We start from the raw sequence: 12,157 nt of genomic DNA, 5'->3' as shown, positions 1-12,157 counted from the left end.
CGCACCATGACGCCAACCGCCCACCTCACCGCCTGGCTCGACCGGGCCGCCCAAGAGGCCGCCAACCACGCAGCCATCATCGACGCCGACCGTGAAATCAGCTGGTTCATGTTGCGCCTGCAGGCGCGGCAGCTGGCTGAATATCTCCAACAACAAGGGGTAGAACGCGGCGACCGGGTGATCGTCTACATGCCTAACTCGCTGACATTTATCACCTGCTTCTGGGCATTGCAGTATCTGGGCGCCGTATTTATTCCGGTCAGCCCGGACACCCGAGCCAGTAAACTCAGTTGGCTGGTGGACAACGCCGGTTGTCGACTGGTGCTGGCGGATACGGCGCTGCGCAACGAAATCGGCATCGCCTACGGCAGCGAGCACTGGCAACAGTACAACCGCGCCGTGCAGGTACTGTTCAACGACGATGTAGCCGCTTCGCTGATTGAAACGCCCTACCGCATTTCGGTGCCGGATGACGCCGTGCCGGGCATCGACCTCGATCTGGCCTGCATCATCTACACCTCCGGTTCCACCGGATACCCCAAAGGCGTCATGCTCAGCCGCCGCAACATGACTGCCGCCGCGGACTCTGTTGCCGGCTACCTGCAATTGCGCAGCGACGACCGCATCATGTCGATGATCCCGATGAGCTTCGACTATGGCCTCTACCAGATGATCATGGCGACGCGGGTACAGTGCACCCTGATTGTGGAGCCGGACTTCCGCCGCCCGCTGCTGTCGCTGCAACGGATGGTGACATTACGGGCCACCGTGCTGCCGATTGTGCCCACCATGCTGCGCCTGATCGCGCCCTTCGCCTCGCGCTACGACTTCAGCGGCATTCGTACCCTGACCAACACCGCCGCCGCGCTGCACCCCGACGATATCAGCCGGTTACGCGAGCTATTTCCACAGGCGCGGATCTACTCCATGTACGGGCTGACGGAATGCCACCGCTGCACCTATCTGCCGCCGGAGTTACTGGCCAGCCACCCGCAAAGCGTCGGCGTCGCCATTCCCAATACCGAACTGTGGGTGGTGGACGAGCAAGGGCAACGCCACACCCGCAACGCCACCGGGGAATTGGTGATCCGCGGCGCGACCGTGATGTGCGGCTACTGGCGCAATGAGGAGAAAACCACAGAAAAACTGCGCCCCGGCCTGTTGCCGGGCGAAAAGGTGCTCTATACCGGCGATCTGTGCCGTCTGGACGAACAGGGCCTGCTCTACTTCGTCGGGCGGCAGGACGAAATGCTGAAAAGTTGCGGCGAAAAAGTCGCGCCGAAAGAAGTGGAAACCGTGCTGTGCCGGCATCCGCAGGTGGTACAGGCCGCCGTGTTCGGCGTGCCGCACCCGATCTACGGCGACGAAATCGTCGCTTGCGTGGTCACTGTCGGCGATATCACCGAAAAGGCGCTGTCGCGCTGGAGCAAAACCCAGATGGAATCGCATCTGGTGCCGCATCGTTTCCAACTGCTCGACCAGTTGCCGTTGACGCCGAACGGCAAAATCAACCGCTTGCAGTTGAAGGCGCAATGTACCGCCGCCGAACCGGCGGCATCCCGCTTACAACCTGGATTGACGGAGTAACACGCATGTCACTGGATCTCTATTACGATGACGTGGTCGCCGCCATTGGCCTGGTACTGGAAACCGATGATCTGTCGGAGCTCAGCCCGCACACCCATCTGGAGCGGGATTTGGGGTTCACCAGCGGCGTGTTCATCGAGCTGCTGATGTACCTGGAAGAGCGGGTGGACGATCTGTCGATCAACCCCGTCACGCTGGATACCGAGCAGATCGCCACCATTGAAGCCTTGTGCCGTTTTATCCATACCCAACGGGAGAACAACGCCTCTTGTGCCTGATCGCATCCTGGCAACCGCTGATCACCCTGTTCGCCCGCTTTGAAGGGACAAGCGCCATTGCCTGCCATCACATCGACGGCTGTCTGACCTATCGCCAACTTTATCTGGGCGCGCTGGCGCTGGCGGAACAGCTTGACATCGCGACCGCCGGCCGTACTCCCCGGCCGCCGGTGTTGTTGTTCGGCCACAAAAACCGGGTCTATCTGATCGCCTATTGGGCCTGTCTGTTGACGGGCCACCCCATCGTGCCGATGGAAACCGACAACGCCGATGCCCGGTTACGTACCATCGCCGATAGCATTCAGGCCGGGTTACTGTTGAACCTCACCGACGAAGCCGCACCGGACTGCGGCATTCCGGTTATCCCGGTCACAATGGCGTTGTGCGAACAGGCCGCGCCGTCGCTGAGCGAACGCTGCCGCCGCATGGGAATGGACTTCGGCCACGACAACATCATCAGCGGCACCGCTTACATCATGTTTTCTTCCGGCACCACCGGCGCCCCCAAAGGCATTCGCATCGGTTATCCCAATCTGGCGCATTTCGTGCGCTGGATTGAAGGGCGCTTCCCGTCTCCCGGCGCCGTCAGCGGCAATATTCGCTACTGTTTCGATGTTTCGCTCTACGAGCTGTGGCTGGCCTGGCTTCACCTTGCGCCGATTTCGACGCTCGACTACCGTGACATCATCAACACCCGAAAAATGATCGCCCGTCACGCCGAAACCGGCGTGCAAACCTGGGTCAGTACCCCTTCCCTGACGCGCAACTACCTGCAGGATCGCCAGTTTCGGCAGGAGAATCTGCCGCAACTCAACACCTTCATTTTTTGCGGCGAAGTGTTGCCTAAAGAGATGGTCGAGGCGCTGTGGCGGGCCTTCCCCGGTTGCCGCATCGTCAATACCTACGGCCCGACGGAGTGCACGGTGGCCGTCACCGCTTGCGATATCACGCCGGAGATGATGAGCGACCCGGCGCCGTTGCCTATCGGCCGTGCTCGCCCCGGCGTCGGCATCCATCTCGATACCACCGCGGCACAGGATGGACGCGGTGAAATTCTGCTGTGCGGCGCCGCTGTCGGCGAAGGGTACCTGAATGCCGCTGCGTCGCAACAGGCCCGTTTTTTCACTACGCACAACGGCGTTCGCGGCTACCGCACCGGCGACCTGGGTTCGCTGCGCGACGGCCTGCTCTATTTCCATGGCCGAAAAGACGACGAGCTGAAGATTCAGGGCTATCGCATCTCGCCGGGTGAGATTGAACATCTTCTGCGCCAACACCCTCAGGTTCAGGATGTCATCGTCAGCCCTTGGCTGCGACAGGGCATTCCGCAAGCCTTGCAGGCGTTTGTATTAAGCGATCAGGTTGATATTTGCCCGGCGCTGGCAACCTACCTGCAACGCCATGTCCCGGCTTACATGATCCCCCGATTCTGGTACCCGATTGACGACCCGACGCTGAATCTGAACAGCAAACTCGATCGCCGTCAGATTGCCGAACAGACCCCAAACAGAGGTAAACGCTATGTTTTCGTCGGTTCTTAACCCCCTGCGCGACGCGATGCTACGCCAGCCGGAGGACATCGCGCTGATCGCCAGCGAGGGCCAATACACCTTTGCGCAGTTGGGTGAGCGTATCCAGGCGTTGCGTAATGCCATCCGCCGCCATCAGCCTGGCTGCGTGATGATATACGGCCACAAGCAGTTGGACGCCGCCGCCGCGATGATCGCCTGCGCCTTTGAAGCCGTCGTCTTCACGTTTGTCGATACCGCCAACCCCGCGCCGCGTATCGCCAACATCGCGACGATGACGGGTGCACAACTGGCGCTATTGGCAGGCGAGCCGCCGTTACCGCTCCCCATCAACCCTATGCCGATCCTTCGCTGCCAGGACTGCCGCACCGATGAAGCATTACAGCCCGTCGTTCCCTCCCATCACGACGCCGTGTTTTATATTCTCTCCACATCTGGCAGTACCGGGGAGCCCAAGGGCGTTAAAATCAGTTACGGCAACTTCGGCGCGCTGGCCGACTGGGCGATCCCATTGGTTCACCGACATTATCCCGGCGCTCACGTCAACCATGCCTGTCTGTCATTTGATATGGGGGTCATGGATATTTTTCTGGCGCTGGCCGTCGGAAAAACCGTCATCATGCTGAATCATCGCGACAATATCCGCCCGCTCGCCAATCTGCACATCCTCACCCCACCGACGCGGCGGGTCAGCACCTGGTTTTCCACCCCCGGCTTTCTGGAAATCATGTGTATGGCGACGCAATTTCAGCAGGCGCAGCTGCCCGATCTGCGCTTCATCGGCATCGGGGGAGAAATGCTCTCGCCGTCGCTGGTGAAAACACTCCACGCACGTTTTCCACAGGCGCAGATCCTGAATGGCTACGGCCCGACAGAAGCCACATGTATGACACACGCCGCCATCCTGACGCCGGAGAGCCTGCCGGATACGCCGCCGTTAACGGTCGGGTTGCCGGGTGTCGGCAACGGTATGGCGATCGTGGATAAACAACGCTGTCCCCTACCGGCCCTGGCGGTCGGTGAAATCGTCCTGTTCGGCTCGCAGATCAGCCCTGGGTATCTGCCGGAAAACGATCCCCGTAACCAGTTGTTCGGGTTGTGGCGCGGACAGCGTTGCTATTACACCGGCGATATGGGGTACCTGAATGCTGATGGCGAACTGTTCATAAAAGGCCGGGACGATGGGCAATTCAAATGGCAAGGTAATCGTATCGAGACCGGCGAAGTCGAAACCACCGCACAGCGGATTGACGGTGTGCAACAGGCGGCGCTGGTGTCGAAAAAAACACACGGCAAAGTTACGGCGCTGGTGCTGTTCGTTCATCTCGCCATCGATGATGCCAGCCACCGCGAGGCGTTCCGTCGTGAGCTGGCGCGTCGGCTGCCTGCTTACATGGTGCCTCGCTCCGTGTATTTCACCCACGTTTTCCCTCTCAACCTGCATGGAAAGACCGATCGTCAGGCGTTAATGCAGCAATTTGCCAACGGCGATGAGAACTGCAATCAGGAATAAAAAAAACCGCCACAGTCGTTAGGCTGTAAAAACGGTATTTTTCAAAGGGAAAGCCATGAAATTCAGCCATCTTGGATACATCGTCAAAAATAGCGATGCCACCATTGCGGCCATGGCCCACTTCTTTCCGCAGATTCTCGTATACCGGAAAAAGATAGCGGCCCAGCAGATTTTCGTCAGCTTCATGAACACCGCCCATGGCGATATGCAGATCGAACTGGTGGAGCCGCTGCCGGAAAACCGGTTGCTGAACGGCATGCTGGAAAAAGCGCACAAAGAGTGCCTGCCCTACCATATTTGCTTCGAGGTGAACGACTTCGCCGAAAAGTATCAACAATTGATTCACGGCGGGTGGCTGGCGCTCACCAGACCATTCCATGCCTATCCCGACGGACCGTTGGCCAGCCATCTGTACAAACCCGAAGCTGGCATCATGGAGATCATGTCCGGCAGCACCACTCTGCTGGCGCAAGGAGAAACTGCGTGACCGACTATGCCCTCTTCCTGCAACCGCTGAAAACGCGGATTGAAAGCACGCTCGACGAAGGACGTCATCTTGGCGGCCAGATCGATATCGACCCGGAAAAAGCGCGCATCACCGCCGGTTATTCGCTGGCGCCGATGTTGAATACGCTCGGCGTTCCCGCCGACTACCGGCCGCAGTGCTGGCTGGAAGAGGCCGGCGTTGCGCTGAATAACCTGTCGCTGCCGCTACGTTGCGAAGCCTACGAATCCTTCGGCTATATCGATCCTAATCTGCTGTTCTCCTCCCCCGGCCCAGGCATGGCGGCGATGGTGGTGGACAGCATCGGCAGCCAAACACAGCGGGACGAGTTTTTCTCGCAATTTAGCCGCGAGCTCACCTGGAGCAGCTTCGCCATGTCGGAGCCGAACGTCGGCAGCGATGTCCAGCAACTACAAACTCGGGCCGTGAAAGTCGATGGTGGCTGGTTAATCAATGGCGAAAAATACCTGATCGGCAACGGCGTCATCGCCGATACCGGCGTGCTCTTTGCCCGTACCGCGCCGGGGCCGCTGGGTATTAACGTCTTCATCTTCTCGCCACGCCATCAACCGGGAATCGCGGCGGAACGTATTCCCATCGTCGCCTTGCCCGGTTGCAATGTCTCGCACCTGCGTTTTCACGATCTGTTCCTGCCGGATAGCGCGTTGCTGGGACAGCACCTGAAACCCACCGAGCGTTTTGCGCGTTCTGCCCTGATCACCTTCGATGCGCTGCGCCCCTGTGTCGGTGCCATCGCGTTGGGGATTGCCCGTTCCGCGCTTGATATGGTGTTGCAACACCGCTGGACGACGCCGAAGAGCGTCTGGCTGCAAAAAGCGCAGCGCCAATTGCAGGCCGCCATGGCGCAGGCGCGTGCCATTTGCGAGCGACTTGAACAGGGAGAGGCCTGCGGACGCGAAGCTGGGCTTATCAAAGTGGTCTCCACCCGCATCGCCGAGCAAGTGATCATGAATGCGGTTCACCACGCGCCGCCTGCGGCGTTGGGGGAATGTCCCCGGCTGGCGAAAGCCTGGCGCGATGTGAAAGCGCTCGAATATACCGAAGGCACCACCTTTATCCACCTGCTTAATCACGGTTATCGGAGATAACCAACGTGGTCGATATCGCACTCACGCCGGCACAGGAAACCATCGGGCGGTTAACGGTGGAAACGGTGGCGACGCCGCTGTCGCCGTCCGAGGTGCGATCATTGCACCCCTGGCTCGCGCTCAACCCGGCGGAAGCCGGGGCGCCCTGGTATCTGCACGCCCCCAGGCACACCGACGCCACCGGCCGCCATGCTACTGAGGTGGTTGAGTTGTGCCGTCGGTTTAACGAACGACATAAGCAGGGAACGCTGCTGTATGAATATTGCGGCGTGCCGTTGCAATTTCGCACGCCGTTGTTGCAAAGCCTGCTGTTCGCCGCCCCCGGATTTCGCCACAGCGTCGGCATTCGCGTACAGGAACGCCCCCTGGAGGCACAGTCGCTGGCGCAGACCTTACGGGAAACCGGCAGCGCGTTACTCTATCTTTCCGATCCGTTGCTCCGTCTCAGCCAGCGCGCCGATGCCGGGCCAGTGACCTACGCCTACCGCTGTTTTACCGATCCGGGTCGCCATCATGATGCATAACCCCGGTTCGCGCCTTTTCCAACGCCAGCCTGACCCTAGGGTTCGCCGCCATGCTCGGACATATTGACGCGATCGAAATGGCGTTTCCGCCCGACGTGCACACGCTGGAAACGGTAGCGCAAGAGGTGGGGATTAAGCCGGCTGGATACCCGCATGTTCGATCGGTTTTACGGCCTGCGCCGCTTTCACGGCGGGAACGGTACGCTGGACGAGCTGCTGACGCCGGTGATCACGCAGTTACAAGCTTCACGTCCTCAAGCGTTCGCCGCCATCAGCCATGTGGCGCACTGCCATACCGTGCCCGATGTTCGGGCCTTCGACCAACGTGCGCTGACCCCCAACTGGCTGCAACGTTTTGCGCCGCAGGTGGAATTCGCCAGCCTGACCATGGGGCATTGCGCCACGCCGCTGACGGCTGCCGAGTGGCTGCTGAAACAGTTGTCGCCGGAGGGTTATGGCCTGCTGCTGATCGGCGAAAAGGCTTTCCATCCACGGGTCAAGTTGATCCGCGACACCACACTCATGGGCGAAGCCGCCTGCGCGGTGCTGCTCAGCCGACAGGGCGACGGCCCCGCGATTCTGAGCCGCCATACCGGCCAGGATGGTCGGTTTAGCATCCAGAAGGGCTACGACGAACGGGAAACCACCGAATTTGGTGAACATTACATCGATTTCACCCGCCGCCACCTGCTGGCGGCATTGGACAAGGCGAACCTGACGCTCGGGCAGATTGACTGGATCGCGCCGCACAACGTCAACCTGTCGTCGTGGCACCGTCTTGCGCAATTGCTGGATTTTCCCAGAGAAAAAATCTTTCTCGACAATATCCCCCACTACGGCCACTGCTTCGGCGCCGACCCGTTCATCAATCTGCACTTTTTGATGCGGCAACAACGGGTTCGCCCAGGCGATAAAGTCATGCTGGTCAGCGTGGGGTTAGGCGCGACCTATGCGTCGTTGATCGTCGAAATACCAACCGCCCGCCACACGCAGTCTCGCCCTGCAACGTCGGGCAATCCCTCAACCTGATTACCGCTAAGGTAATGATTCACCCCTATCGACAGGCAGGACATAGCATGAAAGCACTGACGTTCAGTAATCTTAAAAAGGATCTTGATGCGCTGGGCGAAAAACTGCGGCTCGCCGCCGGCCAGATGGAAACCGATCGCGCGCTGGCGTTGTCCAGTCTGGAAGACGAACTGCTCTACGTCATTTCCTATATCGGCATTCCGCCGCAGTTCATTCCATTTCGCGGTTGGGATTATGAGGCCTGCAGCTATCAGGATAATATCGATATGCTGGAATATCTCAGCCGATTCGACGCCAGCGCACTGATGTCGCTGCCGGGCGCCTCGCTGTCGGCGCGCGCCGTCATCGCACTCGGCACACCGCAGCAACAGGCGTTCTTTTTCTCCCGTTTCACGACACCGCCGTGCTGGGCTTTCTTCGCCGTAACCGAGCCGGAAGTCGGTTCAGATACGCAGTCCGTCGCCTCTTCGCTGACCCGCTGCGACGACGGGTATTTGCTCACGGCACACAAAAAATTCATCGGCGGCGCGCAGCTCGCTTCCGTCGGGCTGGTCTTCGCCCGGGATGGCGATACACAGCGGCTGGTGATGGTCGATCCGAAACGTTACGCGCAGCACATTTCCATCACGCCGCTGGAACAATTCGGCCTGCAGGGCTCCAACCTGACGGAAATCAGCATTAGCGACATGCCGGTACAACCGGCCGATATTTTGGGTTACGAGCGTAAAGGGTTGAATCAGGGACTGCATGCGTTGGGGCAGGTATTCGAACGTCATCGGCCGATGGTCAGCGCCATGGCGTTGGGGACGACATACGGCTTACTCAGCGCGCTGGACGGCCACCCCCTGGACGACGAGCAGCAACGCTGGGTGACTCAGCAATGGCGCACCTATCACCTGCTGCGCCGACAGCTTGCGGAGATCGCCGAACACTACCAGAACGGCGCATCGCAGTATTACACCACCAGCCAGCTCAAACGCCGCTGCACCTTGTTTGCGGAAAGCGTAGCACACCGCATGCCGCACCTGTTGAACGGCCAGGCATGGCTGGAAAACCCGCAGCTGCGTCGCCGTTGTCGGGATGCTTTCGCGTTCGAGTACATGGAAGGCACCGCCAATATTCACCTGATGAACAGTTTCCGTTGCCACACCGCCCGGGGAGGCGTTTGTGCCCACGTATCTTGACCCTCGGTCGATACTGCACCGCAGTTCGACGCTGACGGAGGAAATACTGCCGACCGGCCATCAACAGCGGGCCTACTGGCACGACTACGCCGCCCGCTTTTTGGCCGCCAACGGCTTGTCATGGCGCGATACGCTGGCCAACCCGCCGCCTGACGGCGGGCTGTCTTCGTTTATCAGTCTGCTTGACCCGTTACTGCCCACGTACCGTGCACGCCACGATCTCAGCCGTATCGACAGTGTTCTGATGGCCCACTGGACGCCGGACTTGCACTTGGGAAGTTCGGTAATCAATTACGTTATCCATGAACTGGGATTGCCGGATTGTCTGGCGTTAACTATCAGCGATCGCGGGCCGGACGCGGCGTTATTTGCCCTCGCCAGCATCGCCAACTGCCAGCAGGAAAACGCCGGCGACGCGTTGCTGTTGATGGCCGACCAAGGCTACCTGCACTACCGCTCCGACTTGATGTCAACGCTTACTCCGGAAAACAACGCCGGCCTGCTCACGCTAAGCCGCCGCCCCCAGGCATTGCGCTATCAGGGATATCATCGTCAACCGCTGACGACGCAAAGGACAGTGATAGCGGAAGTGCAACACCTGATAGCCCGCTTTGAGCTGCGCCCGCAGCATACCGTTATTATCGCAGACGCGACGCTACTGGCCTTGCTGCCGGCCGCACCACTCGTCATCGCCACGCATCCACAGTGGTTATGCGCCGCGCCGTTCGCTGCGCTGGCCGCCCACTATCAGCCCGGCCATGATTATCTGCTGCTGGTGGAGCACCAGCGGCGTCTCAGCGCAGTCGCACTGCGGGGATAGCATTATGCGGCTCACCCATTTCGTAAACTGGATCCCGGAAAACAGGATCAGTGCGGCGGAGATTATCACCCAGTCCGGCGCATCCCCCTCCGAAGCCAGGGTATTCTCACAACTGTTCGGTTTCCGGCAGGTGGCCGCACTGGATGGCAAAACCTCCGTGGAACAGGTGCTTTTTCATCTGCTTGACCGGTTACAGCAGGAAGCCCCCCAACCGGCGCTACCCGCAGATACGCTGATTTATGTTCACGGCATGCCCGTTCAACACCCCGATGCGCCTGGCTGGAGCGCGCGTTTGCGGGCCCATCCGTTTATTACTCCGGATGCCGCCTGTTACGAGTTGGATCAACAGAATTGCGCCACGCTGTTTTGGGCGTTCGATTTGGCCCGGCGTCTGCTCGCCGCCCGACAAGCCCGACGCATCGCGATCGTCGCCGGGGATACGCTGTCCACCTTTCCCCCAGAGGAACGGTACGTCGCAGGCTGCACGCTGGTCGGCGATGCCTTTTCGGCATTACTGTTGGAAGAGGCCGACGAGGGTTTGCAGATTGGGCCGATTTTTCTGGCGCAACGCCCGGAGTTTCATGCCGGCATCCACGATGGCGAGCAAGCCAAAAAGGATTTCTATCAGGCGCACGATGAACTGGTCAGCGCCGCGCTGCTCGGTGCCGGCGTCACACCGCACGAACAGCCGATGCTGCTGCCCCATAACGTCAATCGCATCAGTTGGCTTAACTATTCCCGCCGACATCACTACCCGATGGAATCCATTGCGCTCGGTCTGATGCCGGATATCGGCCACTGCTATACCACCGATTCACTGCTGCTGTTGCAGATGGCGCTGCCCGCCGTTCTCGCCGGAACGCCGCATGTCATGCTGTCGGTCGGGTTGGGCGCCTGGATAGGCAGTTGCCGGCTGTTCTATGTATGACGCCAGTCTGGTTTGTCGCGCTGCCAAACACGAGCGACAACCCATGCGGCATGATCGATCGCTCGATAAACGGTAATGTTCAATTTCAGACAACTACCTTGCTGGCGACACGGCATAATGGCTATCAAGGACGCACTTCGCAGGCATCCGTTCTGCGAAGAAACAGGGATGTACGAACCACCTGATTGAGTCAATGGACGGGGCTTATCAATCAGGTATCAGCCGGACAGGGAATGTCGCAGGCTGATGGTTCGCCCGCCAGTCCCCACCATCGGGAACCCCAGCTGAAAGCAGCCATGAGACACGGAATGAAAACACTGTTTTTTTCGGTACTGGCGTTATTGCCGCTCACCGTAGCCTGCTCGCCAACCCAACAGAAAAGCGTTGAACTGACACATTTTTCAGCACTGAATCTCAGCCGAGGGCTGGAAGTCACCGTCCAGTGCGGCAACGAGAATCGCGTCAGCGCCACCGCCAGACCGGCCGTATTGGAAAAACTGGTTATCCAGCGTCAGGACGATACGTTGACCATCGATAATCCATACAATGACAGCAATAAACTGCGCGACCATAGTGTGGTTGTCACCATTACGCTCAACGCGCCGTTATCCCGCGTCAACGCTCAGTCCGGGGTTCAGTTTGCCTTGCCCGCCTGCGCGGTATCGCCCGACCAGTTGACGATCGACGCCAGTATGGGCGCGGACGTCAACGTCGAAGGCGCAACCCGCACGCTCAACCTGACGTTGGCGATGGGCGCCGCGTTCAATCGCAACGCCTCCGATTTTTCCGCCGATAATGCCGTAGTGCGTTTCGCTATGGGCGCCGACGCACGCCTGTGCCGCGTGAAGCGCCTGAGCGGCAGTATGACGACCGGCGCCAGGGCCAGTGTGTCACCAACGACCGACGTGCATATCGATGGCGGGCTGGCCAGCCTGGTTGAACACAGCTGCCCGGCGGAAACCGCCGCTAGGTAAAATGTGATACATCTGCGGACGGAACACTGAGCTGCGGGCGGAACACTGAGCCGGTTCCCATTACCCGGCATCCGGCGTCAGTATCCGTACTCGCCACGCATCGATGTCTACCGCAGCGGGCGCCGTGGGCAAGGCACAGCAGCAGAATGCCGTCGCCGGCGCACCATCCAGCCACCC

At 59.8% G+C, this 12,157-nt stretch carries 12 protein-coding genes; all 12 read left to right on the top strand.

Features of this window, described 5'->3' with window-relative positions; genetic code table 11:
- Positions 1-6: 6 nt before the first annotated feature.
- The 12 genes from DPA2511_RS00580 to DPA2511_RS00525 all read left to right on the top strand — a co-directional run bounded on the left by DPA2511_RS00580 (position 7) and on the right by DPA2511_RS00525 (position 11,980).
- Positions 7-1,587 carry a class I adenylate-forming enzyme family protein gene (locus DPA2511_RS00580; RefSeq protein ID WP_012763753.1) on the top strand — a complete coding sequence of 527 codons (1,581 nt, stop codon included), beginning with the start codon at positions 7-9 and terminating at the stop codon, positions 1,585-1,587.
- Between the two features lie 5 nt (positions 1,588-1,592).
- Complete coding sequence (locus tag DPA2511_RS00575) at positions 1,593-1,865, top strand: acyl carrier protein (protein WP_012763752.1); 273 nt, start codon at positions 1,593-1,595, stop codon at positions 1,863-1,865.
- Positions 1,856-3,406 carry an AMP-binding protein gene (locus tag DPA2511_RS00570; protein ID WP_012763751.1) on the top strand — a complete coding sequence of 517 codons (1,551 nt, stop codon included), beginning with the start codon at positions 1,856-1,858 and terminating at the stop codon, positions 3,404-3,406. Before DPA2511_RS00575 ends, DPA2511_RS00570 begins: the two co-directional genes overlap by 10 nt.
- A complete protein-coding gene (locus DPA2511_RS00565) occupies positions 3,387-4,907 on the top strand; it encodes an AMP-binding protein (protein WP_012763750.1) in 1,521 nt (506 codons plus the stop codon). Before DPA2511_RS00570 ends, DPA2511_RS00565 begins: the two co-directional genes overlap by 20 nt.
- Before the next feature lie 55 nt (positions 4,908-4,962).
- Positions 4,963-5,394 (top strand): VOC family protein, encoded by a 432-nt coding sequence (locus tag DPA2511_RS00560; RefSeq protein WP_012763749.1) that lies wholly within the window; start codon positions 4,963-4,965, stop codon positions 5,392-5,394.
- The gene (locus DPA2511_RS00555) at positions 5,391-6,521 is read left to right on the top strand and encodes an acyl-CoA dehydrogenase family protein (RefSeq protein ID WP_012763748.1); all 1,131 of its coding nucleotides are present in this window, start codon (positions 5,391-5,393) and stop codon (positions 6,519-6,521) included. Before DPA2511_RS00560 ends, DPA2511_RS00555 begins: the two co-directional genes overlap by 4 nt.
- 5 nt (positions 6,522-6,526) lie before the next feature.
- A complete protein-coding gene (locus DPA2511_RS00550) occupies positions 6,527-7,045 on the top strand; it encodes a hypothetical protein (protein WP_012763747.1) in 519 nt (172 codons plus the stop codon).
- 153 nt (positions 7,046-7,198) lie between these two features.
- Entirely contained in the window at positions 7,199-8,074 is an 876-nt protein-coding gene (locus DPA2511_RS20800) for a 3-oxoacyl-[acyl-carrier-protein] synthase III C-terminal domain-containing protein (RefSeq protein ID WP_226376617.1), read from the top strand.
- Positions 8,075-8,121: 47 nt separating this feature from the next.
- The gene (locus DPA2511_RS00540; RefSeq protein ID WP_012763745.1) at positions 8,122-9,258 is read left to right on the top strand and encodes an acyl-CoA dehydrogenase family protein; all 1,137 of its coding nucleotides are present in this window, start codon (positions 8,122-8,124) and stop codon (positions 9,256-9,258) included.
- Positions 9,242-10,078 (top strand): hypothetical protein, encoded by an 837-nt coding sequence (locus DPA2511_RS00535; RefSeq protein WP_012763744.1) that lies wholly within the window; start codon positions 9,242-9,244, stop codon positions 10,076-10,078. The genes DPA2511_RS00540 and DPA2511_RS00535 overlap by 17 nt, the downstream gene beginning before the upstream one ends.
- Positions 10,079-10,082: 4 nt before the next feature.
- Complete coding sequence (locus tag DPA2511_RS00530) at positions 10,083-11,006, top strand: 3-oxoacyl-ACP synthase (protein ID WP_012763743.1); 924 nt, start codon at positions 10,083-10,085, stop codon at positions 11,004-11,006.
- A gap of 308 nt (positions 11,007-11,314) precedes the next feature.
- A complete protein-coding gene (locus DPA2511_RS00525) occupies positions 11,315-11,980 on the top strand; it encodes a GIN domain-containing protein (RefSeq protein WP_023638087.1) in 666 nt (221 codons plus the stop codon).
- The last annotated feature ends 177 nt before the right edge of the window (positions 11,981-12,157 follow it).

Source organism: Musicola paradisiaca NCPPB 2511 (genome assembly GCF_000400505.1).
In the GTDB taxonomy this organism is placed as follows: domain Bacteria; phylum Pseudomonadota; class Gammaproteobacteria; order Enterobacterales; family Enterobacteriaceae; genus Musicola; species Musicola paradisiaca.
This window is presented reverse-complemented; position numbering and strand designations above follow the sequence as displayed.

Excerpts from the sequence above, each read along its gene's own strand:
- DPA2511_RS00575 (WP_012763752.1), top strand. The coding sequence starts at position 1,593 with ATGTCACTGGATCTCTATTACGATGACGTGGTCGCCGCCATTGGCCTG.
- DPA2511_RS00560 (WP_012763749.1), top strand. The coding sequence starts at position 4,963 with ATGAAATTCAGCCATCTTGGATACATCGTCAAAAATAGCGATGCCACC.
- DPA2511_RS00580 (WP_012763753.1), top strand. The coding sequence starts at position 7 with ATGACGCCAACCGCCCACCTCACCGCCTGGCTCGACCGGGCCGCCCAA.
- DPA2511_RS00540 (WP_012763745.1), top strand. The coding sequence starts at position 8,122 with ATGAAAGCACTGACGTTCAGTAATCTTAAAAAGGATCTTGATGCGCTG.
- DPA2511_RS00525 (WP_023638087.1), top strand. The coding sequence starts at position 11,315 with ATGAAAACACTGTTTTTTTCGGTACTGGCGTTATTGCCGCTCACCGTA.
- DPA2511_RS20800 (WP_226376617.1), top strand. The coding sequence starts at position 7,199 with ATGTTCGATCGGTTTTACGGCCTGCGCCGCTTTCACGGCGGGAACGGT.
- DPA2511_RS00565 (WP_012763750.1), top strand. The coding sequence starts at position 3,387 with ATGTTTTCGTCGGTTCTTAACCCCCTGCGCGACGCGATGCTACGCCAG.
- DPA2511_RS00530 (WP_012763743.1), top strand. The coding sequence starts at position 10,083 with ATGCGGCTCACCCATTTCGTAAACTGGATCCCGGAAAACAGGATCAGT.